Raw genomic sequence first — 21423 nt, 5'->3', positions numbered from 1 at the left:
TAGCCGCAGAGCGCAAAGCAGCGATAAGCGCGACCGGCCCTCTACTTCTTGGGCGGGCCGCAGGATCCCCGCAGAACCAGCTCGGTTGGAATCTCCAGGCGCCGCGGAGAGGCCGAACCCGAGCTGCTCTCGACTTGCGCCAATATCGCGAGAGCGGCCTCGCGCCCGAGCGCTTCGGGGTCGTAGCGGATCGCCGTGACCGGCGGCGTCATCATCTGGGCGAGATTGCTGTCGTTTCCCGCGATGATCGAAATGTCAGAAGGCACGGAGAGACCGCAGGCCCGCACGGCGGCAAGCACACCGGGCAGCAAGCGCATTCCAAGCGCGAGGATCGCGGTCGGCGGCTTGTCGAGCGACAGCAGCCACTGGGTTTTCCGGTAGGCGTATTCGGACGCGAAGCTCTCGAGATGCAGCAGGCTCTCGTCGGATTTCAGCCCCGCGGCGCGCATCGCCTGATTGAAGCCCAGCAAGCGATCGCGAGCCACGCGCGTGCCCTTGCCGCCGCTGATGATCGCGATCCGGCGATGCCCGAGCTGAATGAGGTGCTCTGTCGCATGGCGCGTGCCGCTGAGATGATCGGCCCCGACGGAATCGACGGGGATCGGAAGATCGCGCTCGATCATCACGATCGGCAGCTTCGACGCCTCGACCGCCTCGACGACGCGCTTGTCGCTCTCCTGCGTGATGGAGAACAGCAAAGCATCGGCATGGCGGCGCCGAAACAGCTCGATCAGGGCGATTTCGCGGTCGGCTTCGCTGTTGCTGGTCGCCGTGACGAGCAGGAAGCCGTTGGCGCTGAAGACGTCCTCCGCCCCCTTGACCATGGCGGCATAGAGCGGATTGCGGATGTCGGAGAAAATGAACCCGACCATCCGCGAGGACATGCCGCGCATGCTCTGCGCAGCAACGTTCGGCACCCACCCGAGGGATTCCATCGCGTCGAGCACGCGCTGGCGCGTCTCCGGAGAAACGCCCGGCACATCGTTGACGACCCGGGAAACGGTCCCGAGCGCACACTTGGCCTTGCGGGCCACGTCTCGCGCCGTAATGCGCTTCCGCTTGCCCTGGGCGCCAGACTTGTCCTTCGAGTTCACGACTCAGCTTTCTGTCGCAACCGGCTTCGCACCCACGAATTGCTAGTTGGCGACGACACCTGTCAATAGGCTTGCCGGAAAAGTCCCAGGAAGTCCGACGTGCTGGTGAACCGGGGATTCCAGCGATTGTAGTTGGCGTCGGTGCACTGCCTGGCCATTTCTTCGAGGCTGTCTTCGGTCACGCCGGCGTCCCGGAGCCGCGCCGGAATCCCGAGATCAGCGCACATTTCGCCGATCTGCTCCACGGCGATCCGCGCCGCCTCGATCTCCGGAAGACCGAACACGTCGTAGCCCATCGCTTCGGCTACGCGCGCATATTTTTGGGGATTCGCGATCATGTTGAAGCGCGCGACCGTGGGCAGGCAGAGCGCGTTCGAGAGTCCGTGGGACAGGTGGAAGCGGGCTCCGACGAACCTCGACATGCAATGAACGTTGCCGAGGCCGGTCTGTCCGAAGGCCATGCCGGCAAGCGCGGAGCCGCAGAGCATGTTGAGCGCGGCCGTCTCGTTAGCGGGATTGGCGACAAACGGCCGCAGGTTCGCGGACAGCAACCGGATCGCCTCGATGTTCACCGCATCCGTGAACGGATTGGCGTTGCGCGAGATGAAGGACTCGAAGGCGTGCACGAATGCATCCACGCCCGCGTGGCAGGCCACCGTCGGCGGGATCGTACGCAAGGCGGACGGATCGAGGATCGCGATGCGGGCCGGATTCAGCGAAGCATGCCGGATCGACATTTTCAGTTCGCGTTCGGTATCCGTGATCACGCAGGACCCGGACACTTCCGAGCCCGTTCCGGCGGTGGTCGGAATCGCGATCAGCGGCAATGGCGGGGTCTTGAACTTCTCGATCCCCTCGTAGTCATGGATGCGGCCGCCATTGGTGCTCAGGATGCCGACGGCCTTGGCGACGTCGATCGTGCTGCCGCCACCGATGGCCAGGATCGTGGTCGCCTTGCTGCCCTGGCACTGCGCGAAGGCCTTCTCCACGGTGCCGGCGCTCGGATCCGGCTCGATCTCGGTGAAGGTCGACACCTCGATCTTGCTCTCGGCGAGGAGCGCAAGAACGGACTTCGCGAAATCGGTGCTCTTCAGCGCGCCATCCATGACCAGGAACAGGCGCTTGCAATCGTATTCGCGGAGGAATTCGGGCAACTGTCGATGGCTTCCGGCGCCCATGTAGACGCGGGTCGGACAGAAGTAACTCGAGATCGTTTGCATTGTCGGAATGGTCCTGTGTTCGGTCTTGCGGCTTCGGTCGGCTCAGGGATTGAGCACGATGAGGCGCTCCACCGTCATTTCGAGCGCGGCATAGGCCGGTCCTTCCTTGCCGAAACCGCTCTCCTTCACGCCTCCGAACGGCATCACGTCCGCCCGCGCGCTCGATGTCTCGTTGATCTGCACCGTCCCGAAACGGAACTTCCTGACCGCCGTCAGCGCCGTCGTGATGTCACGGGTGAAGACGCCGACCGACAGGCCGTATGGCGTGTCGTTGGCGCTTTCGAGCGCCTCCTCAAAGCGGGAGAACCGCCGCAGCACCAGCAGCGGCGCGAATGCCTCCTGGCACCAGGCGGAGCAGGCTTCCGGCACGTCGGCGAGGATGGTCGGCTCGAGTACGCGGCCGTCGCGCTTGCCGCCGCATACGAGCCGTGCGCCCGCGTCCACGGCATCCTTGATCCACTGCTCGCCGCGCTGCGCCGCGCGCTCCGAGATCAACGGACCGACACGTGTCGCGGGATCCCGGGGGTCGCCGCTCTTCAGTGCACGGGCTTCCTTGACGAGCCGCTCAAGGGTCTCGTCATAGATCGAGTCCTGGACATAGAGGCGCTGGACCGACGTACAGACCTGGCCCGCCTTGCGAAGACCCGCATTGGCGGTCTTCGGGATCGCGTTGGACAGATCTCCGTCCGCGCACAGGATGGTGCTGGCGATGCTGCCCAGTTCCATCTGCGTCCGGCGAAGGCCGGCATGATCCTGGATGTAACGGCCGACGCGGGTGCTTCCGGTGAAGGTGTAGAACCCGATGTCCTGTTCTGCGAGCAGCCATTCGCCGACGGTCCCCGGCCCCTGGATGACGCTGAGGAAGTCCTTCGGCATGCCCGCCTGCAGCAGCAATTTGCCGAGCAGCCCCGCCGTCAGCGGCGTCTCCGAAGACGGCTTCAGGACGGTGGCATTTCCGGCCGCGAACGACGGGCCGATCTTGTGAAGCACCGTGTTCAGTGGCGAATTGAACGGCGTGATCGCGCAGACGACACCGACGGGATCGCGGACGGTGAAGCCGATCCTGCGCTCGGCGCCCGGGCTCGCGCCGAACGGCACGACGCTGCCGACGATGTTCTTCGCCACTTCGGCGGACAGTTCGAGCGTCACCTTGGCACGATCGACTTCGCCGCCGGCGTCCGCGATCGTGAAGCCGGCTTCCGCGACCATCAGGTCGACGAACTGCTCTTTGTGGGCATGGATCAGGCGCGACGCCTCGTACAAGGCCCGCGCCCGCTCGTAAGGTGCCGGACAGCCAGCGTCGGCGGCGCGCTTGGCGACCTTGACCGCGTGCGCGACCTGTTCGCGCGTCGCGGAATGGACGCGCGCGAATTCCCGCCCCGAGAACTTGTCGAGCACGGGAAACTTGGACTCCGACTCCAACCATTCGCCATCGATGAGCTGAAGTCCCAGACGATCGTAATCCTGCATTTTAGACCTGTGACGCTGCTTGGAGATTAATTCAGGCTTGTTTCGATGGCCCGTAGGCGCCGACGAACCCGGAGACGGTGAGCGGCCGCGGGACGCGCGGAGGAACGCCGAGGTCGAAGATGTACGGCGCCTTCTCCAGCGCCGGGTACATCGACTTGACGAGCGGGTCGTGACCCGGAACGACGTGATCCGGTCCATCCGCGAGCTTTTCGACCTGGACCAGACCGTCCAGATATTCCTGAACGTTGACGACCACCGGATAGGGATTGGTCAGGATGGAGTTCGCGAAGTAGTGCATCGCATCGGATGCCACCAGGACCTTCCCGCGCTTCGTGCGCACTTGGGCAACCTGAAGGCCGGGAGCGTGCCCGCCGACATGGCGCACCGACACGCCCGGCGCGATCTCCGCGCTCTCCTCGGTGAACGAGACCCGTCCACCGTAGAGGGCAACGATGAGGCTGCACACCTGCGTCACGTCGTAGGGGCGGCGGAGCTGTTCGTGACACATGGCGCAGCCGGTGGCGTGCGACATCTCCTGCTTGTGGACGTGAATGCGGGAATTGGGAAACTGCGCCAGATGCCCAAGGTGATCCCAGTGCATGTGCGTCACGACAACGTCCGTCACGTCCTCCGGCGCATGGCCGAGGGCGGCCAATCCATCGGCCGGGGAGCGCATGTAGTTATGGCCGCGCGTGCGGCAGATGTGCTCTTCGGCGCCGGTGTCGATCAGGATGACGCGCCCTTCCCCGATGGCGACCCACACGAAGAAATCCAGCGGCATCGGCATGTCGTGGAAGTCGACGCGGGACATGAAATTGTGGTCGGCCGACCGGTCCGGATTGCTGGATGCATAGTGGATCGCATAGAGCCGGTACTGCGGCTCCGGATGTTGGCCAGCGTCGGGCTTTGCCATTAGAGGTAATCCTCCGTGAGAGCCGATTCCTTGATGTCATCGACGGTGCCGCCGCGGATGATCTGGCCGCCCCGCATGACATAGCCGCGCGTCGCGACCTTCAGCGCCGGAATGGCCATCTGCTCCGTCATTAGGATGGTCGTGCCGGCCGCGGCGAAGTGGCGGATCGCCGAGCTGATCTGCTGGATCCAGACCGGAGCCAGGCCGAGGAAAGGCTCGTCCAGCAACAGCAGGCGCGGAGACGCGCTCATCGCGCGCGCGATCGCCACGATCTGCTGTTGTCCCCCACTGAGGTGACCTGCGAGATCGTTGGCGCGGCCTTCGAGCATGGGAAACAGCGCCGCCAGCCTGCCATAGGCTTCGGCCTGGGCCGCCCGGCCCAGACGCGCAGCCCCGACCAGCACATTGTCGCGCACGGTCATGGTCGGGAAGACGCGACGGCCTTCCGGCGAATATCCGATGCCGAACCCGGCCCGGCTCGAAGCGGGCGACTGGCTGATGGTCCGATCGTCGAGCTGGATCACGCCGGCGGCCGAAGGAACGACGCCGATGATGGAGTTGATCAGGCTCGACTTCCCCGCCCCGTTTGCGCCAAGCAGGATGACCGTCTCGCCCTTGCCGACCTCGGCGGAGACGCGGTCGAGCGCGGTGATGCCGCCATAGCGGACGACGAGATCCTTGATCTTAAGCATCGAGGCTCTCCCCCTCCTCGGCCGTACCGAGATAGGCCTCGATCACGTCCTTGCGCCTCAGAACAGTCGCGGGATCGCCATGCGCGATGATCGTGCCGCGATCGAGCACGTAGACGTAAGGACACAGCCGCTTGATGAGCTCCATGTCGTGCTCGACGATCAGGACTCCGCAACCCAAATTGGCGCATGCGGATTGCACGACCTCGTCGATGAGATGGCGTTCCTGCTTCTCGAGGCCAGCCGCCGGCTCGTCCAGCAGGAGCGTCTTCGGTCCCGTGATCACGGTCATCAGCAGGCCGAGCATCTTCTGCATGCCATACGGCAGTGTATCGCTGTTCTGGTCGAGCCGGTTGGTGAGGCCGCATTTGGCGATCAGGTCACGGACATAGCCCTCGATCGAGGACACCCTGCCCTGGCTGAACAGGCTGGCCCGCTCGAAGTTTTCGGCGACCGTTGCCGTCTTGAACGTCTTCGTCTGCTGGAAGCTACGCACGATGCCGAGCTGGCTGCGCCGGTGCAGCGGCAAGGCGGTGATATCCTTGCCCCCGAGCAGGATGCTGCCATCGCTCGGGGCGAGCTGGCCGGACATGATGTTGATCAGCGTCGTCTTGCCGGCGCCGTTCGGCCCGATCACGCCCTTCACCGTTCCCGGCTCGAGCGACAGGCTGATGTCGCGGAAAACGCTGTTGCCGCCAAACCGCTTGGATGCGTTCTTGATCTCGAGAGTTACGGGCTGCGTCATGCCTCGGCTCCCTGGCTGCGTGCCGCCGGCGCGAACTTGCGGCTTCGGGCAAGGATCCCCTGCAGGCTGCCGATCAAGCCGCCCTTGGCAAAGAGAACCGCCAGCATCAGCAGAATGCCGAACAGGCCCTGAGAAAACTCGCCTTGAAGGCTGAACAGGTTGGACGCCCAGACCAGCAGCGCCGAGCCCACGACCGCGCCCAGCAGCGCTCCCTGGCCGCCGACGACGGTGTAAGCGACGTAGTTAACCGAGGAAATCGCCTGGAACGAGCTTGGATGCGCGGTGATCAGCATCTCGACCAGGCAGAAGCCGCCGAGACCGGCCAGGCCCGCGGCTGCGCAGAAGCCGATGACCTTGTAGCGCCATATCGTCAGCCCGAGACTCTGCGCGAGCAGCTCGTTCTCTTTGATCGCGTCGAACTGATGCCGGTAATATCGGGTGAGCCCGATCGTGCCGAGCACCGCGACGACCGCGAGAACGGTCGTCATCAGCAGGATCTTGTTGTTGTCCTCGATCGGCATGCCGAAGAAGACCACGGGAGGAAGGCCCGAGATTCCGTTCGATCCACCCGTGAGGGTCGGCGTTTCGAACAGCAGCAGCGGCATGATCTCGGCGATGACGAACGTCACCAGAACGAAATAGACGCCTCTCAGGCGAAGGATCAACGCGCCGATCGGAAGAGCGATCAACATCGGAACGAGGAGGCTGACGGCGGCAAGCGCGAACACGTCCGTCACGTCGTACCTTGCGCTGACGATGGCCACCGCATAGCCGCCGATCGCCATGAAGGCCGGCACCGCGAAGCTCATGAGGTCCATGCGCAGCATGATGTAGACGCTGAGCGCGCCCATCAGCGCGATCAGGATCTGCGTAAAGAGGGAGATGACCGCGGCGTTGGTCGCATAGACCGGCACCAGCAGCGCCGCCGCAACCAGCAGCAGGGACACGATTTCGTTCCCGCCGATGCGATCGATCAGGGATTTGTCTTTCACCATCATGCTCCCCGGGTCTCGCGGCCGAAGAGTCCGGTCGGCTTCACCACCAGCACGATCAGGACCAGCACGAACAGCGCGAGCGCACCCTTCGAGCCGCCGACATAGACCGCCGAATAGGCTTCGATGATTCCGACGCAGAACGCGGCGACCGTCGCTCCGGCGATGCTTCCGAGGCCGCCGAGAATGACGACCAGGAAGGACATCGCGAGCACGGGATCACCGACATGCGGCGTCAGCGACAGGATCGGCGTGACCAGCGCGCCGGTCATGCCGGCCAGCCCGACCGAGATGGCGAACGCCATCGGAAAGAGCAGCCGGGCCTTGACGCCGAGCGCCACCGCCACCGTGCGATCCTCGGCCAGAGCCCGCAGGTTTCTGCCGAGATTGGTCTTGTAGATGAAATAGTAGGTCGCAGCGATCGCCAGGATGCAGACGATCAGGACGATGAAGTTTTCGAGCGGGAAGTACAGCCCGTGGAAGCGAAGCGCCCCGCTGACCGGAAACTGGAACAACGGCGCGTCGGGACCGAAGGTCACCAGCACGCCGCTGCCGATCACCATGTACAGACCCAGAGTCAGGATCAGGGTTGCCAAATGGTCGTCGGCCACGCGGTCCAGCAGAAGAAGCTGGAACACGTAGCCGATCGCGGCGGTCGCTACCGTGGCAGCGAGCACCGCCACGGGATAGGGAAAGCCGAGCTTCGCGACGCAGGCGTACGCGAAGTAGCCTCCGAGGAGGTAGAACCCGCCATGGGCGAAGTTCACCACCCCCAGAATGCCGAAGATGAGGGTGAAACCGAGCGCAAGCAGCGCGTATTGCGCTCCAAGCGAAAGCCCGATCAGGCCAGCGGAAATAAAGCCGTCCATCCCAAGTTCCTTAACGTTGCGCTCGATCGACCGCTTACTTCCCGTCGGGTGCTTCGATGCGGACCAGCGGCTGGTCCTTGCCGTCGATCAGCAGGCCGACGCCGAACGGCAGCGACAGTTCCTGGTTGATCCCGTAAGCCTCCTGCCCGATCCAGCGGCCCTTGCCGAGATTTGGGTCGTCGACGTTCAGCTTGCGAAGCGAAGCCGCCACCTTCTCGACGTCGTCGGTTGAGCCAGCGTCCGTGATGGCCCTGAGCATGGCCCGGCCGCCCGCCGCGAAGAGATAGAAGAAGTTGTTCTCGGGCGGCGCCGAACCGAGCAGCTGGCGATATTCGTCGCCGAGCTTCTTGACGTTCTCGTCGATGAAGACGGGCTCGAACCAGTAGAAGTTCTTGACCACATCCTTACCGCCGGCGATGCGCAGGATCTCCTCGGTGCCCGGGCCGCCGAGGCGACCGATCGCACCGTTGAATCCAGCCTGGCGCAGCTGCTTGATGATGATTCCGGCGTCTCCCGGCGGAGTCGAGACCGTATCGAGCACGTCCGGATTGGCATTGATGATGCGCGCGACGATCGGAGCGAAGTTCGTCGTGCCGCGCTGGTAGTATTCCGGCGTCGCGTCGACCCCGTTCTTCTTGTAGACGCTGATCGCGGCCTCGGCGACGTCCGTTCCGGCCTGATCGTTCGGCGCGATCGTCAGCACCTTCTTGATGCCGAACTTTTCCTTGGCGAGCTTGACGATCGGATCGCCCCAGGCGAGCGGCCCCGGTCCCACGTGGAACGTGTAGGGCCAGCGCGGTCCGATCGCGTCCTTTGCATAGCTGTCGCTCATCATCAGCATCTTGTTGCGGGTCGCGACGGGCTTCATGCCGGTCACTTCCGGCGAACCGATCGGACCGAGAATGAACTTCACGTTCTGGCTGACGAAATTGTTCGCCGCAGCGGCAGCACCTTCAGCGGTGTATTTCGCGTCGATCGCGATGACCTTCACCGTGCAGCGCTGGCCGCCGACCATGACGCCGCCGTCGCGATTGGCTTCGGCTGCAGCGAAGTCGGCCGCGCCCTTGATCGCCAGGCCCCATTGAGTGGCTGCACCGGACAGAGGACCGGTCGCGCCGATCGTCACTTCGCAGCCGAATGCGCCGGAGCCCAGGGCACCGAGGGCCAGAGCACACACGCTGGCGCCGATCGCAAAGCGCGACGAAATACAGAGCTTCATTTTCCACCTTTCGTTTCTGATTGGCGCCGACGATTGCCGTCACGCGCGCAAGACTCCCCGCAGCGGACCTCCCTGAGGCCGCAGCTATACACGTTTCTCCAAGCCAGATTGGAAACGTTTCAAGGCAGTACGCCAAGCCCAACCGGCCTGTCAAGCGCCCCTCCGCCCCCATTCAGGAGAACGTGAGGCATCGAATTACAGCCATTTTCGAGCCAAATCCTGCATATTGCGGCCGGGAGCTACTTTTGCCGTCGATCGCATCGGAGCTCATGGGTTGACAGGCCGATCACCGAGAACCTAATGGGTGTTTTGAAACGTTTCCTTTTCCTGCGACCTATCGGCACGGCGGTTTTCCAACTTCATCGCCCGGTCGAATCCGGCACGTCGGATCATCAAGGACACGGACGACAAAACACCTCGGAGGACCCATGCAGAGCAAAGCGTTGCTTTTCCAGCCCCTGAAAATCCGTGGGCTGGAGCTTCGAAACCGGATCGTCGTGTCGCCGATGGCGATGTATTGCGCCGAGAACGGCTATCCCACGCAGTTTCATTTGCTGCACTACGGCAAGTTCGCGATGGGCGGAGCAGGCACGGTCTTCATCGAGGAAACGGCGATCACCCGCGACGGCAGGATCACAAACGGCTGCCTCGGCCTTTGGGAAGAGAAGCAAGTCGAGGCCCTGCGGCCGATCACGTCAGCGCTGAAATCCCACGGCTCCGCACCTGCCATTCAGATCGCGCATGGCGGACGGAAGGGAAGCGCTCAGCGGGCATGGGAAGGCAACGGACCGCTGACCGCGCAGAACATCGCCAACGGCGACGAAACCTGGACACCGGTGGGACCATCGGACAAGCCGTTTGCAAACGGATGGCTCGTACCTCAGGCCCTGTCGCGCGCCGGCATGCAGGAGACACTGCAAGGCTTCGTGGCGACCGCGCTGCGCGCACTCGATGCAGGCTTCGAGATCATCGAGATCCACATGGCCCACGGCTATCTGCTGCAGAGCTTCCTGTCTCCGCTCGCCAACATTCGCACGGATGAATACGGCGGCTCGCTGGAAAACCGGATGCGCTTTCCGCTCGAGGTCACCGATGCAGTTCGGCGCGCCCTTCCCGACAGCGTGCCGCTGTTCGTCCGCATCTCCTCGACCGACTGGATCGATGGCGGCTGGACGATGGACGACAGCGTCGAGCTCTCGCGCGAGCTTCTCAGCCGTGGCGTCGACGTCATCGACTGCTCGTCCGGCGGCAATCTCTCGGGCGGCGCAACGAACTCCAGCCTGACCCGCGGGCCGGGATATCAGGTGCCCTTCGCGGAAAGGATCCGCAAGGAAACCGGCGCGCTCACGCAGGCCGTCGGATTCATCCGGACGCCGCAACTCGCCGAACAGGTTCTCAGGGACGGCAAGGCCGACCTGATCGCGATCGGTCGCCAGATGCTCTTCAATCCGTTCTGGGCGCGGCATGCGGCAGAGGTTCTCGGCGCGGAACAGCACTTCGAGACATGGCCCCAGCAATACGGATGGTGGCTGAACAAATGGGCCGCGGGGCTGCGAACGATGGACGAGCAACCGCTCGCCGGCAGTTGAACCCCGTCATATCCGCACCTCACGACGTCCCACGCCAGAAGAAGACACAAGCAATGCCATCGAGCCTTTTCTCACCGTTCTCCCTCCGCGGCCTGCAACTCGACAACCGCATCGTCGTCTCTCCGATGGCGCAGTATTCGGCGATCGACGGCGGCGTGGCCGGAGATTGGCACCTGATGCATATCGGCTCGCTGGCCGTGTCGGGCCCCGGCCTCGTCATCATGGAGGCCACCGCGGTGCAGCCCAGCGGACGGGTCAGCCCCGTGTGCCTCGGCCTGTGGTCGGATGCGCAGGTCGAGGGCCTGCGCCGCGTGACCGATTTCGCCCACGCGCATGGCGGTGTGAAGATCGGAATCCAGCTCGCTCATGCGGGCCGCAAGGCTTCGGTCGCACCGCCCTGGCTCACGGGCAAGGAGCTATCGGTCGCCGAAGGAGGCTGGGACACCGTCGGGCCGTCGACGACGCCCTATCCCGGCCGGCGAACACCGGCAGCGCTCGACGATGCCGCGTTGGCGAAGCTGACCGCCGACTACGTTGCCGCCACCCGCAGGGCGCACGAAGCCGGCCTCGATTTGCTGGAGCTGCATTGCGCGCACGGCTATCTCCTGAACTCTTTCCTCTCGCCGCTGAGCAATGATCGCACCGACGCCTATGGCGGCGACATCGAGGGCCGGATGAAATTCCCGCTCTCGGTCTTCAAGGCCGTCCGCGCGGCGTGGCCGGAAAACCTGCCGCTCGGCGTTCGCATTTCCGCGACGGACTGGGTGGACGGCGGCTGGGACATCGACGCTTCCGTGACGTTCGCCAAGGAGCTCAAGGCCCTTGGGTGCGATTACGTCACGCCGTCGAGCGGCGGCGTGGTGCCCGAACAGAAGATCACGGTCGGGCCCGGCTACCAGGTGCCGTTCTCGGCCGCGATCAGGGAGCAGGCCGGCATCGCCACGATGGCTGTTGGAATGATCGGAGACGGACAGCATGCCGAACAGATCCTCGACAGCGGCGCGGCCGATCTGATCGCGATCGGCCGGGGCATGACCTACGATCCGCGCTGGAGCTGGCATGCGGCCGAGAAGCTCGGCCAAAGGGCGGCGTTCCCGCCGCAATATGCGCGATCGCATCCCTCGATGCGGAATCTGCCGCGCTGAGCGGTTGGCCGCTTGATCGCTTGGCGGAGCGCAAGAACTCCCTTGCGCCCGCCGCAGCAGCATGGCTGCACATGCCGTGCAAGGCTTCGGCAGCTAAGCGCAGCGGTTCGTTCGCTCCCTGCCCCGCCTCACGTCGCGCCGTTTCCGGCGCTCGGTGGACGTCGGGGGCAGGCTCGGCGCGGGCAACAGGGTTTGTTGTTCGGCACCGCGGTCCATGACGTCGTCCCGCGCGGCTTCAGGGACCGAGCCGCCACGCTCCAGCGTTTCAAGAAAGAGACGCCCCGCCTCGGTTAGAATCCACTCGCCGGGCTCGCGCACGACGAGCTTCTGGCTGAAGATGTCGAGGCCCGGAGCCCGGTCGGCCAAACGCTTCATGCGCTCGGTCCACTCCGGGCCGACCGTGTAGAAGAGCGCCAAATGTTGTTTGACGACTTCGACGCTGGCCCGGCCATCCGGTTGTCCAGCGAGTATTTTGAGTGTCGATAGCTGAAAACTCACTTCCTCACTCAAACGCAACGACTCAGACTCAATCCGCATTGATGGAAATACGCGGCAGGCGCTGACTTTCAAATAAGGTACTCTGGTCATCCCCTGAAAGATGACCTTGCCCGCGTTGCTCAACTCGGCCACGGGCTTGAGACCGAATCAATGGTGAGATAGCGAGGCGAGCCACGCATCCGGCCTGAACGCGACGGCGATTGATCTGGCCCCTGCGCGATCGCGCATCGGAACGACACGGCCTTCACTCAGGTGTCCGCGACCATCTGTCATCGGCGCCGCCATGCCCATGACGTGATGTCATGCCCTGTCGGATACAACCACACCACACATCCGAATCCTGCATTCCGGTCTCACCCGCGATCGCGTGGTTCCCTTCTAGTTCGGAGTTCATCGATGACTTCTGCAGACCGGCCGGAGACACGGCTCGCGACGCGGCTTTCATTTCTGGTCGCGGGCTTCGGCATCGCGTGCTGGGCGCCGCTCGTGCCGTTTGCGAAGGAACGGCTCGCGGTGGACGACGGGACGCTTGGGTTGTTGCTCCTCAGCCTCGGGATCGGCTCGGTCGTCGCGATGCTTGCGACGGGGATTCTGAGCGCCCGTTACGGCAGCAGGCCGATCATCATCGCGGGTGGAATTGGGCTTGCCCTCGTCCTTCCGCTGCTGGTGATGGCCGCCTCGCCGGCGATGCTCGCCTTGGCGCTTCTCGCATTCGGCGCCGCGCTCGGGTCCATCGACGTCGCCGTGAACATCCATGCGGTCGAGGTCGAACGCGCGGCGGGACGCCCGCTGATGTCCGGATTCCACGCGCTCTTCAGCATCGGCGGTTTCGCGGGATCCGCCTTGATGACGGCGCTGCTGTCGCTCCATCTCGGCGCGCTCGCGAGCTCGCTGATCTGCTCCGTCCTGATGCTGATCGCGATGGGGCTGGCCTGGCCGCGCCTGTTGCGCTCAGCACCCGCACAGGAAGGACCGCTCTTCGTCCTGCCGCGCGGACGCGTACTGCTGCTGGCGCTGCTTGCGGCCATCACTTTCCTCGTCGAAGGCGCGGTGCTCGACTGGGGCGCACTGCTGATCATCGGCGCGGCGCTGGTTCCCGAAGCCCAGGGCGGCATCGGGTATATCGTCTTCTCGATCGCGATGACGGCCGGCCGGCTCGGCGGAGACGCGGTCGTTGCGCGTATCGGCGATCGCGCGACGCTGTCCTGGGGGAGCTTGCTCGCGATCGCGGGCTTCGCGGTGCTGCTGACGGCCCAGGGCGCAGCCCTTGCCATCGCCGGCTTCCTGCTGATCGGCCTTGGTGCGTCGAACCTCGTGCCGGTCCTGTTCCGCGGCGCGGCCAAGCAGACCGCGATGCCTGTCGGCGTTGCCGTCGCGGCAATCACCACCGCCGGCTACGCGGGCATCCTGGTCGGCCCTGCCGGGATCGGTTTCGTCGCCCATGCCGGCGGGCTCGCCACGGCGTTCTGGATGCTCGCCGCGCTGATGTGCCTCGTCACGCTTTCCGCCGGCACGGTCACCGCGACGCCAGGCGGGACGCGTCACGGCACGCCGTGACGCGTCCCGTTGGCTGGCGAGCCTACGCGCTCGCCTGGGTCACGAACTTGGTGTTGAGATAGCCTTCGATGGCCTCGAGGCCGCCCTCGGAGCCGTAGCCGGAATCCTTGATGCCGCCGAACGGCACCTCCGGCAGCGCGAGGCCGTGATGGTTGATCGACACCATGCCGCTCTCGACGTCGGCGCCGATCGCCTGCATCGTCTTGGTCGAGGTCGTATAGGCATAGGCCGCAAGCCCGTAGGGCAGACGGTTCGCTTCGGCCACCACCTCGTCATAGCTGCGGAACGAGGTGATCGGCGCCAGCGGCCCGAACGGCTCGTCGTTCATGATGCGCGCATCGCGCGGCACGTCGGTCAGCACGGTCGGCTCGAAGAAGAAGCCCTCGTTGCCGATACGCTTGCCTCCGGCCCGCACCTTGGCGCCCCGCTGCACCGCGTCGGCGACGAAGCCTTCCATCGCGTCGACACGGCGCGGGTTGGCCAGCGGCCCCATGCGGGTCTCCTTGTCGAGGCCGTTGCCGACCTTGAGGCTCTTGGCCGCCGCCACGAACTTGTCGACGAACGGCTCGTAGACGCTCTCGTGCACGAGGAAGCGCGTCGGCGAGACGCAGACCTGACCGGCGTTGCGGAACTTGTTCGCCGACAGGATCTTGGCGGCGTTGTCGAGATCGGCATCCGCGAACACGATGGCCGGCGCATGGCCGCCGAGCTCCATGGTGACGCGCTTCATGTGCAGGCCCGCGAGTGCCGCCAGATGCTTGCCGACGGCGGTCGAGCCAGTGAAGCTGATCTTGCGGATGACCGGATGCGGAATGAGATATTCCGACACTTCCGACGGCACGCCGAACACCAGCTGCACGACGCCGGCGGGAATGCCCGCATCGGCATAGGCCCGCACCAGCTCCATGCAGCTCGCAGGCGTTTCCTCGGGCCCCTTCACGATGATTGAGCAACCCGCGGCGAGCGCGGCCGAGATCTTGCGGACCGCCTGGTTGATCGGGAAATTCCAGGGCGTGAAGGCTGCGACCGGGCCGACCGGCTCCTTCGTCACGAGCTGGGAGACGTTGCCCATCCGCGGCGGCACGATGCGGCCATAGGCGCGGCGGGCCTCCTCGGAAAACCAGTCGATGATGTCGCCGGCCAGCATGGTCTCGCCTTGCGCTTCGACGACCGGCTTGCCCTGCTCCATGGTCATGACCGGCGCGATCTCGGCCGCGCGCGAGCGGATGATGTCGGCCGCCTTCCGCATCAGCTTGTAGCGGTCGAACGGCGATGTCTTGCGCCAGATTTCGAAGCCGGCCTTGGCGGCCTCGAGCGCCCGGTCGAGGTCCTGGCGCGAAGCGTGCGGCGTCTTGCCGATCGGCTGGCCGGTGGCGGGATTGAGGATGTCTTCCGACTTGCCGGAGGTGCCGTCGGTCCATTCGCCGGCGATGAACATCTGAACTTTCGGGTACATCCTCGTGACCTCCTGCATGATCTCGTTGGCGACGGTACGCCCGCCGCTCATGCGCGCAGAGCTACACCGAAAGACGTCCGCCGGAAAGGGATCTATGACGCCTCGGCGGGCAGCCGGTCTTCCCGGAGGGGCAGCCGACGAGCCCGCCGGCAGGCCAAATCCCGGTTAGAACCGGTCAATATTGCGGCGCCCTGCGTTGAAAGTTGCGGCCGCGGGCCAGATATTGCGTGATTGAAATCACCGCATTCGGATCGGCTGCCGCCCACCATGCCCTTCTTCCGGCTCAACGAAGACGATCTTCGTCCCGACGATACCGTGCATTTCGACCCTGAGGACGTGCCGCGCGCCATCGCCGCCTTCGGGGGTGAAATGGTCACGAAGGGCACCGAGGTCGGAATGCACGAGCATCGGAAGGACGAGCTTGTCCTGGCCTTGCGCGGTCTCGTGCGGTGCGAGGCCGGGCAAGGCGTCTGGATCGTGCCGCCCCGTTGTGCGCTGTGGATCCCCGGCAACGTCCCGCACAGCGTGAGCGTCGCCGGAGACGTCGAGGTCTATTGCCTGTTCGTTGAACCGGATGCCCTGCCGATGCTCCCCCGGCAATGCTGCACGCTGTCGATCTCGCCATTGCTTGAGCATTTGATGATGCATGTCTCGCGGATGCCGGTCCTGTACGACGTCGACGGCGCCGACGGCCGCATCGCCGCGGTGCTGCTCGACCAGCTCGCGCTGGCGCCCGCCGAGGCGTTGAGTTTTCCGATGCCGGCCGATGTCAGGCTGCGCAGGATCGCGAGCGCCATGATGTCCGATCCGTCCGACCGCGCCACGATCGATGAATGGGGTCGGCGGATGGCGGTGGCGCCGCGAACGCTGACCCGCATCCTGCAACGCGAGACCGGCATGAGCTTCGGCCGCTGGCGGCAGCAGCTCCACATCCTGATCGCGCTTCAGCGCCTCGATCAGGGCGCGTCGGTCCAGACCGTGGCGCTCGATCTCGGCTACGAGGGCGCGAGCGCCTTCGTCACCATGTTCCGCAAGGCCCTCGGCAAGCCGCCGGCACGCTATCTCGCGGACCGCCGCATCGGCCTGCAATGACCGGAATTCGCAACAGATTGTCCCGTTTGCGGAATGCGGCCGCAGGGACGATTTCGTACCAAGGCTCCCAGGCGCGCCGTCAGGCGCATTGTCCGGAGCCGGAAACATGGATTCCCTCAGCAGCGGTCTCGTCGCCGACACTCTCAAGCGTCTTCATCACGAAGCGGATATCGCCGATGCGCCTCTGATGCAGGCTCATGCGGGCGAAGGGACCGATCTGCAGGAGACCATCAGCCAGTTCATCGAAGCCGAGACCAGAGATCTGGCGGAAGTCTATCGCGGGCTCGCGGGCAATTTCCTGAGCGTCAGCCCGCAGTTCGGGCGGTTTCTCTATATGTGCGCGCGCCTGCAAGGCGACGCGTATCGTCGAGTTCGGGTCATCGATGGGCATTTCCGCCATCTACATGGCGGCGGCCTTGCGCGACATGGGCGGTGGCCGCCTGGTCGGCACCGACCTCGAACCCGGCAAGGTCGAACGTGCACGTGCGAATCTTGCCGCCGCCGGCCTCGATGACCTGATTGAGTTTCGTGTCGGCGATGCGCGCGAAACCCTCAAGCCCGGCGTCGGCGGCAAGATCGACATGGTAATGCTGGACGGCGCGTTCACGCTCTATCTACCCATCCTCAAGCTGCTCGAGCCTCACCTGAAGCCCGGCGCGATCATCATCGGCGAGAACGCGTTCGACGAAGGCCCTGGCTATCTCGACTATGTACGCGACCCCGGCAACGGCTATGTCTCACTGCCGCTGTCGCTTGATCCCGGGCGCGGCAACGAACTCACGGTCAGGACCAGGTGATCCGCGCCGCCACGAAACCTGAACCACAGGAGTGAAGCCTTGATGCAGTCCGGCAACCAGCCGCAGGATTCCGAGCCAATGCGGGTGCCGCAAGGCCCGGTCACGCGGGCATTGTTGCGATGGCTGATGCGCGAGGCGCGCATTGCCGCTGTCGAGGCGCCCTCGCCCCGCTTCCGGCTCGTTGACCTCGAAGGCGATGCGCTCAAGGGCGTCGCCTGGATGGCAGGCGCCAAGATTCAGGTATCGATGGGCTCGGGCTTGAGCGCGCGAACCTATACGCCGATGTCCTGGGACGCCGACAACGGTAGAACCCGGCTGCTCGCTTTCGCGCATGGCGACGGCCCCGGAAGCCGATGGGCGAGCGGCCTGCGCGAAGGAGGCCGCTGCCAATTCCTGGGACCGCGTCGTTCACTCGATCTGTCCGGACTGCAATCGCCGGTGGTCCTGTTCGGCGACGAGACCTCGTTCGGACTGGCAGCCGCCCTCCTCGCCGGCCCACGGGCTCCCGGCGCAACCCACATCTTCGAGGTCTCCGATGTCATGGAGTCGCGGCTGGTGCTTGAGAGGATCGGCCTAGGCGAGGCGACGTTGATCGAGCGTGGCACTGACGACGCCCATCTCGCTATCGTCGAAGCGAAGCTGTCGGGCCTCGCCGAGAGCGGCGCGTCTTTCATCCTGACCGGCAAGGCATCATCGATCCAGCGCGCCAGCCGCGCGGTGAAAGCCGCCGGGGTGTCATCGTCGCGCCTGAAGACCAAGGCCTATTGGGCGCCGGGCAAGACCGGATTGGACTAGGACGTTTCCGTCTGAGCCGGACGGCGGCTCGCGCGAGCTCTCGGTTCGGGATCGCGATTTGGGCTCAGGCTGCGAAGGTCTGGCTCAGACGTCGCCAGCCAATGACGATTCCGGTGACGGAGAACATCAGCCCGAGCGCACAGAGCCCGACGATGAGAACATCGCGAACGAGCGGGTGCGCCATCAGGATCGGAAAATCGAGCGTATGCAGCGCGCTGTAGAGCCAGCGATAAGCGCGTCGCGAGGCATCCAGCCGCTGCAGCACGCGTCCGTCGGCACCATCGATATCGAACCAGACATCACCGCATCGGGAACGATAGACGGGGCCTCCCGGAATGACAGATTGAGCGGGATAGTCGTCATCTTCCGCGAGAACGAAGGGAATGCCGCAGTTCGTCGCAAGGCGCATCGTCAATCCCTGAACTTCAGGCACGCTGAGGAAACCCGCAAGCGCCTCGTGGGACGCCTCCCCCGCCTTGATCAGGATCTGGCCATCCGCGGCAATCCGGTCGCGGCGATAGAGAGTGCCATCGAAGCCGAACCATTCGACCTCGCGCGCAGAGGGCGATATCGCCCGTCGATCGAGCGCCGAAGCGGAGGTCCAGTCCGGCGCGGCATTCGCGATACCGGATTCCAGCGAAGTCAGTTGCCCACGCGAGAACAGCAATCCCTGGTCCATGGAGAGCCACCCGCTGAAGATCCAGGTCAGCACGAACACCATCGTCGCGAGCCCGATCACGTGATGCAGCGCATGCCAGCCACGGTAAGGCGACAAGGCCGGCCCGCGTCCGATCCCGATACGCACAAGTCCGAGCACGGACCCGAGCAAGGCCGCAATCAAAGCCAGCAGCGACAAGGTCCAGACCACGCGATCCCAAAGCAGCCCATTGCTCCTGAGCACTGTCGGATAGATCCAGTGGAGGACGCTGCCGGCGAGATTCCATCCACGCTCGCTTCGCGTCGTATCCAGGACGACCTCGCCGGTGAACGAGGAAACATAGATCTCCGTCCCGGCGGCATCGCCGAGCGCGACGCGAAACAGCGGCCGATGCCGATCGAAGCCGTTCGGCACGCTCCACTGGTCATAGTCTTCATGTGCGACGATCGCGGCCCGCGTGGCGTCGAGCCCGCGGTGACGCGCATGGTCCCGCGCGATGGTCAGCGCCAGATCGGACGAAACGACCGTGGCGGCACCGCCGTCAGAGGCATGGACGGCCTGCCACCGCTCCGGTCCCGATATGACATACACCGGGCCATCGCTGCGCTGGATCAGGCGAACGCGCCTTGCATCCGTGATCCCGCTGCGAGCCACGGCCTGGGTGACAGTGAGTGTCGTCTGTCCGCCATCCACCGGCACGAGGCCGGCAAGGCGCTCCGCATCCGTCAGCGAGGGAAACGGGACGAAGTGCATCACGATCCCGGTCGCGAACCACATCGCGAACAGCAGGCAGAACGCGATTCCGAGCCAGCGATGCAACAGAACGATCGCGCCCATCATACGTTCAGCGCCTCAAGTCTGCGCACCGCGTTCCCTGTTCATCCCGGATGGGGAAACCGTCCCGTCCATCTAGGATTACGCCCCGGAGCGAGTCAATGTAAGGACTGCGGCGCTATCGCCACAACGACCAACTTCCTTGGAGACACGCATGGGAGGCGAGACCTTCCTCTGGCTGATACGGCACGCCATCGTCGACGGTGTCGCCGGAACCATTCACGCGGCCGATGCGCCGGCCAGGCTCGACGATCGCGTGCAGTTGGAGGCGGTCCGGCGACGGCTCCCGCAAGATGGCGCCAGCTACGCGAGCCCGTCGCGGCGCACGGTCGAAACCGCCCGGGCGCTGGGGCTTGATCCGGTGCTCGTTCGCGAATTCGGCGAACAGAATTTCGGCGAATGGACCGGCCATCGGCACGACGAACTCGCTGCGGCCGGCGGTGACGCCTATGCGCGCTTCTGGAGCGACCCGGCGCACGCACGGCCACCCGGGGGCGAGAGCTTCGAGGATCAGGTCGCGCGGGTCGGGCAGGGACTTCAGCGCATCGAAGCCGGCCCCGCGACACTCGTCGTCCATTCCGGCACCATCCGCGCCGCGCTTTGCATCGCCCTGGATCTCACGCCGCAGGCCGCCCTGCGCTTCGTGATCGATCCGCTCTCGCTCACCCGGATCGACCGGCTCGCGACCGGTTGGCGCGTCGTCGCCGTCAATCAGCGCGCGGCGTGAGCCGGATCAGGCCGGACGATCCGGAACGTTCGCCTGCGCGAAAGTCGCCATGCCGTTGTGAAGCGCGCAGGCGAGCCGCACCAGGGGCAGCGCGATGGCGGCGCCCGATCCCTCGCCGAGCCGGAGATCGAGGCTGATCAGCGGCTGGACGTTCAGGGCGCGGAGCACCAGGCGATGGCCTTGCTCCGCCGACTGGTGCGACGGCAGCAGGAACGGCCGGCACGACGGGTTCAGGCGCACCGCCGCGAGCGCCGCGACCGAGACGATGAAGCCATCGACCAGCACCGGAATGCGGCCTTGCGCGGCCGCGATGATCGCGCCGCAGATCGCCGCGATTTCGAGACCGCCGACGGCGCACAGGATCGTTTCGGCTGAGGCCCCCGCAATGCCATGACGGGCAATCGCCGCGTCGATGACGGCCGCCTTGTGCGCGAGGCCCGCTGCATCGACACCCGTGCCGCTGCCGGCGATCTCCTCTGCGCTCACGCCGAGCAGTGCCGCCGCGATCGCCGCCGACGTCGTCGTGTTGCCGATGCCCATCTCACCGAGGATCAGCAGATCGGGCCGGGCCGCTTCGGCACGCGCGACCGCGCGCTGCCCGGCCTCGAAGGCGAATGCCAGCTCCTCAGAGGCGAGCGCAAACTCGACGCTGAAATCGCGCGTGCCATGGCGTGGCTTGTCGACGACGGCGCCTGCGATCTCCGACTGGGCCAGCGTCCCGGCATCGACCACTTCCAGGCTCACGCCGAGCTCGCGCGCCAGCACCGAGATCGCGGCACCGCCCGCGGCGAAATTCGCCATCATCGCAATCGTCACCTCCTGCGGATAGGCCGACACGCCCTGCGCGACGATGCCGTGATCGCCGGCAAAAATGATGATCGGCGCCCGCGCGGCGCGGGGTTGATCCGCCGCCTGCAGGCCTGCGAGCTCGATCGCGAGCTGTTCGAGCCGGCCGAGCGCACCGGCTGGCTTGGTCAGTTGCGCCTGGCGCGCGACCGCCGCCTCGCGATGGACCGCCGAGACGTCAGGGCATTTCCGGTAGACCCAATCGGGGAGCATGCTGC

The 21423-nt window shown here is 65.3% G+C and carries 21 protein-coding genes; 7 read left to right on the top strand and 14 right to left on the bottom strand.

What is annotated here, in order from left to right:
- Positions 1-41: 41 nt before the first annotated feature.
- The 9 genes from QM712_RS13160 to QM712_RS13120 form a co-directional block, all read right to left on the bottom strand.
- A complete protein-coding gene (locus QM712_RS13160) occupies positions 42-1094 on the bottom strand; it encodes a substrate-binding domain-containing protein (RefSeq protein WP_415023534.1) in 1053 nt (350 codons plus the stop codon).
- A gap of 62 nt (positions 1095-1156) precedes the next feature.
- On the bottom strand, positions 1157-2314 hold the full coding sequence (locus QM712_RS13155) for an iron-containing alcohol dehydrogenase (protein WP_415023533.1): 1158 nt from the start codon (positions 2312-2314) through the stop codon (positions 1157-1159).
- Positions 2315-2356: 42 nt separating this feature from the next.
- A complete protein-coding gene (locus tag QM712_RS13150) occupies positions 2357-3784 on the bottom strand; it encodes an aldehyde dehydrogenase family protein (RefSeq protein ID WP_415023532.1) in 1428 nt (475 codons plus the stop codon).
- Between the two features lie 31 nt (positions 3785-3815).
- On the bottom strand, positions 3816-4697 hold the full coding sequence (locus QM712_RS13145) for an N-acyl homoserine lactonase family protein (protein ID WP_415023531.1): 882 nt from the start codon (positions 4695-4697) through the stop codon (positions 3816-3818).
- Positions 4697-5389: an ABC transporter ATP-binding protein gene (locus QM712_RS13140; RefSeq protein ID WP_415023530.1), complete on the bottom strand. Its 693-nt coding sequence runs from the start codon at positions 5387-5389 to the stop codon at positions 4697-4699. Before QM712_RS13140 ends, QM712_RS13145 begins: the two co-directional genes overlap by 1 nt.
- Entirely contained in the window at positions 5382-6131 is a 750-nt protein-coding gene (locus tag QM712_RS13135; protein ID WP_415023529.1) for an ABC transporter ATP-binding protein, read from the bottom strand. The genes QM712_RS13140 and QM712_RS13135 overlap by 8 nt, the downstream gene beginning before the upstream one ends.
- Positions 6128-7123 carry a branched-chain amino acid ABC transporter permease gene (locus QM712_RS13130; protein WP_415023528.1) on the bottom strand — a complete coding sequence of 332 codons (996 nt, stop codon included), beginning with the start codon at positions 7121-7123 and terminating at the stop codon, positions 6128-6130. The genes QM712_RS13135 and QM712_RS13130 overlap by 4 nt, the downstream gene beginning before the upstream one ends.
- 2 nt (positions 7124-7125) lie before the next feature.
- Complete coding sequence (locus tag QM712_RS13125) at positions 7126-7992, bottom strand: branched-chain amino acid ABC transporter permease (RefSeq protein WP_415023527.1); 867 nt, start codon at positions 7990-7992, stop codon at positions 7126-7128.
- Between the two features lie 34 nt (positions 7993-8026).
- Entirely contained in the window at positions 8027-9211 is a 1185-nt protein-coding gene (locus tag QM712_RS13120) for an ABC transporter substrate-binding protein (protein WP_415023526.1), read from the bottom strand.
- A 428-nt stretch (positions 9212-9639) separates the two neighbouring features.
- Here QM712_RS13120 and QM712_RS13115 point away from each other — a divergent pair, with 428 nt between their 5' ends.
- Positions 9640-10800, top strand: coding sequence for an NADH:flavin oxidoreductase/NADH oxidase (locus tag QM712_RS13115; RefSeq protein ID WP_415023525.1), 1161 nt, complete (start codon positions 9640-9642; stop codon positions 10798-10800).
- 53 nt (positions 10801-10853) lie between these two features.
- Positions 10854-11945 carry an NADH:flavin oxidoreductase/NADH oxidase gene (locus QM712_RS13110; RefSeq protein ID WP_415023524.1) on the top strand — a complete coding sequence of 364 codons (1092 nt, stop codon included), beginning with the start codon at positions 10854-10856 and terminating at the stop codon, positions 11943-11945.
- 93 nt (positions 11946-12038) lie between these two features.
- Here QM712_RS13110 and QM712_RS13105 read toward each other — a convergent pair whose 3' ends face one another.
- The gene (locus QM712_RS13105) at positions 12039-12575 is read right to left on the bottom strand and encodes a hypothetical protein (RefSeq protein WP_415023523.1); all 537 of its coding nucleotides are present in this window, start codon (positions 12573-12575) and stop codon (positions 12039-12041) included.
- Positions 12576-12839: 264 nt separating this feature from the next.
- Between QM712_RS13105 and QM712_RS13100 the strand changes: the two genes are divergently transcribed.
- The gene (locus QM712_RS13100) at positions 12840-14000 is read left to right on the top strand and encodes an MFS transporter (RefSeq protein WP_415023522.1); all 1161 of its coding nucleotides are present in this window, start codon (positions 12840-12842) and stop codon (positions 13998-14000) included.
- A 22-nt stretch (positions 14001-14022) separates the two neighbouring features.
- Here the strand turns inward: QM712_RS13100 and QM712_RS13095 are convergent, their stop codons facing one another.
- On the bottom strand, positions 14023-15456 hold the full coding sequence (locus QM712_RS13095; RefSeq protein WP_415023521.1) for an NAD-dependent succinate-semialdehyde dehydrogenase: 1434 nt from the start codon (positions 15454-15456) through the stop codon (positions 14023-14025).
- Between the two features lie 231 nt (positions 15457-15687).
- Between QM712_RS13095 and QM712_RS13090 the strand changes: the two genes are divergently transcribed.
- Complete coding sequence (locus QM712_RS13090; RefSeq protein ID WP_415023520.1) at positions 15688-16548, top strand: AraC family transcriptional regulator; 861 nt, start codon at positions 15688-15690, stop codon at positions 16546-16548.
- A 79-nt stretch (positions 16549-16627) separates the two neighbouring features.
- Here the strand turns inward: QM712_RS13090 and QM712_RS13085 are convergent, their stop codons facing one another.
- The gene (locus tag QM712_RS13085) at positions 16628-16939 is read right to left on the bottom strand and encodes a hypothetical protein (protein WP_415023519.1); all 312 of its coding nucleotides are present in this window, start codon (positions 16937-16939) and stop codon (positions 16628-16630) included.
- Positions 16940-16952: 13 nt separating this feature from the next.
- Between QM712_RS13085 and QM712_RS13080 the strand changes: the two genes are divergently transcribed.
- Together QM712_RS13080 and QM712_RS13075 are read left to right on the top strand one after the other, a co-directional pair.
- Positions 16953-17345: an O-methyltransferase gene (locus QM712_RS13080; RefSeq protein WP_415023518.1), complete on the top strand. Its 393-nt coding sequence runs from the start codon at positions 16953-16955 to the stop codon at positions 17343-17345.
- A gap of 42 nt (positions 17346-17387) precedes the next feature.
- Complete coding sequence (locus QM712_RS13075; protein ID WP_415023517.1) at positions 17388-18140, top strand: siderophore-interacting protein; 753 nt, start codon at positions 17388-17390, stop codon at positions 18138-18140.
- Positions 18141-18204: 64 nt separating this feature from the next.
- Here QM712_RS13075 and QM712_RS13070 read toward each other — a convergent pair whose 3' ends face one another.
- Entirely contained in the window at positions 18205-19638 is a 1434-nt protein-coding gene (locus QM712_RS13070; protein WP_415023516.1) for a PepSY domain-containing protein, read from the bottom strand.
- Between the two features lie 148 nt (positions 19639-19786).
- Between QM712_RS13070 and QM712_RS13065 the strand changes: the two genes are divergently transcribed.
- The gene (locus QM712_RS13065) at positions 19787-20359 is read left to right on the top strand and encodes a histidine phosphatase family protein (RefSeq protein ID WP_415023515.1); all 573 of its coding nucleotides are present in this window, start codon (positions 19787-19789) and stop codon (positions 20357-20359) included.
- Positions 20360-20365: 6 nt separating this feature from the next.
- Here QM712_RS13065 and cobT read toward each other — a convergent pair whose 3' ends face one another.
- Positions 20366-21418, bottom strand: coding sequence for a nicotinate-nucleotide--dimethylbenzimidazole phosphoribosyltransferase (gene cobT, locus QM712_RS13060; RefSeq protein WP_415023514.1), 1053 nt, complete (start codon positions 21416-21418; stop codon positions 20366-20368).
- Between the last annotated feature and the right edge of the window lie 5 nt (positions 21419-21423).

The sequence above is a fragment of the Bradyrhizobium sp. genome, assembly GCF_047605465.1.
Taxonomy (GTDB): domain Bacteria; phylum Pseudomonadota; class Alphaproteobacteria; order Rhizobiales; family Xanthobacteraceae; genus Bradyrhizobium.
Note: the sequence above shows the minus strand (reverse complement) of the source record. Positions and strands in the feature narration are given on the sequence as shown.

Excerpts from the sequence above, each read along its gene's own strand:
- QM712_RS13155 (WP_415023533.1), bottom strand. The coding sequence starts at position 2,314 with ATGCAAACGATCTCGAGTTACTTCTGTCCGACCCGCGTCTACATGGGC.
- QM712_RS13150 (WP_415023532.1), bottom strand. The coding sequence starts at position 3,784 with ATGCAGGATTACGATCGTCTGGGACTTCAGCTCATCGATGGCGAATGG.
- QM712_RS13145 (WP_415023531.1), bottom strand. The coding sequence starts at position 4,697 with ATGGCAAAGCCCGACGCTGGCCAACATCCGGAGCCGCAGTACCGGCTC.
- QM712_RS13140 (WP_415023530.1), bottom strand. The coding sequence starts at position 5,389 with ATGCTTAAGATCAAGGATCTCGTCGTCCGCTATGGCGGCATCACCGCG.
- QM712_RS13135 (WP_415023529.1), bottom strand. The coding sequence starts at position 6,131 with ATGACGCAGCCCGTAACTCTCGAGATCAAGAACGCATCCAAGCGGTTT.
- QM712_RS13125 (WP_415023527.1), bottom strand. The coding sequence starts at position 7,992 with ATGGACGGCTTTATTTCCGCTGGCCTGATCGGGCTTTCGCTTGGAGCG.
- QM712_RS13120 (WP_415023526.1), bottom strand. The coding sequence starts at position 9,211 with ATGAAGCTCTGTATTTCGTCGCGCTTTGCGATCGGCGCCAGCGTGTGT.
- QM712_RS13115 (WP_415023525.1), top strand. The coding sequence starts at position 9,640 with ATGCAGAGCAAAGCGTTGCTTTTCCAGCCCCTGAAAATCCGTGGGCTG.
- QM712_RS13110 (WP_415023524.1), top strand. The coding sequence starts at position 10,854 with ATGCCATCGAGCCTTTTCTCACCGTTCTCCCTCCGCGGCCTGCAACTC.
- QM712_RS13100 (WP_415023522.1), top strand. The coding sequence starts at position 12,840 with ATGACTTCTGCAGACCGGCCGGAGACACGGCTCGCGACGCGGCTTTCA.
- QM712_RS13095 (WP_415023521.1), bottom strand. The coding sequence starts at position 15,456 with ATGTACCCGAAAGTTCAGATGTTCATCGCCGGCGAATGGACCGACGGC.
- QM712_RS13085 (WP_415023519.1), bottom strand. The coding sequence starts at position 16,939 with ATGCCCATCGATGACCCGAACTCGACGATACGCGTCGCCTTGCAGGCG.
- QM712_RS13080 (WP_415023518.1), top strand. The coding sequence starts at position 16,953 with ATGGCGGCGGCCTTGCGCGACATGGGCGGTGGCCGCCTGGTCGGCACC.
- QM712_RS13075 (WP_415023517.1), top strand. The coding sequence starts at position 17,388 with ATGCAGTCCGGCAACCAGCCGCAGGATTCCGAGCCAATGCGGGTGCCG.
- QM712_RS13070 (WP_415023516.1), bottom strand. The coding sequence starts at position 19,638 with ATGATGGGCGCGATCGTTCTGTTGCATCGCTGGCTCGGAATCGCGTTC.
- QM712_RS13065 (WP_415023515.1), top strand. The coding sequence starts at position 19,787 with ATGGGAGGCGAGACCTTCCTCTGGCTGATACGGCACGCCATCGTCGAC.
- cobT (WP_415023514.1), bottom strand. The coding sequence starts at position 21,418 with ATGCTCCCCGATTGGGTCTACCGGAAATGCCCTGACGTCTCGGCGGTC.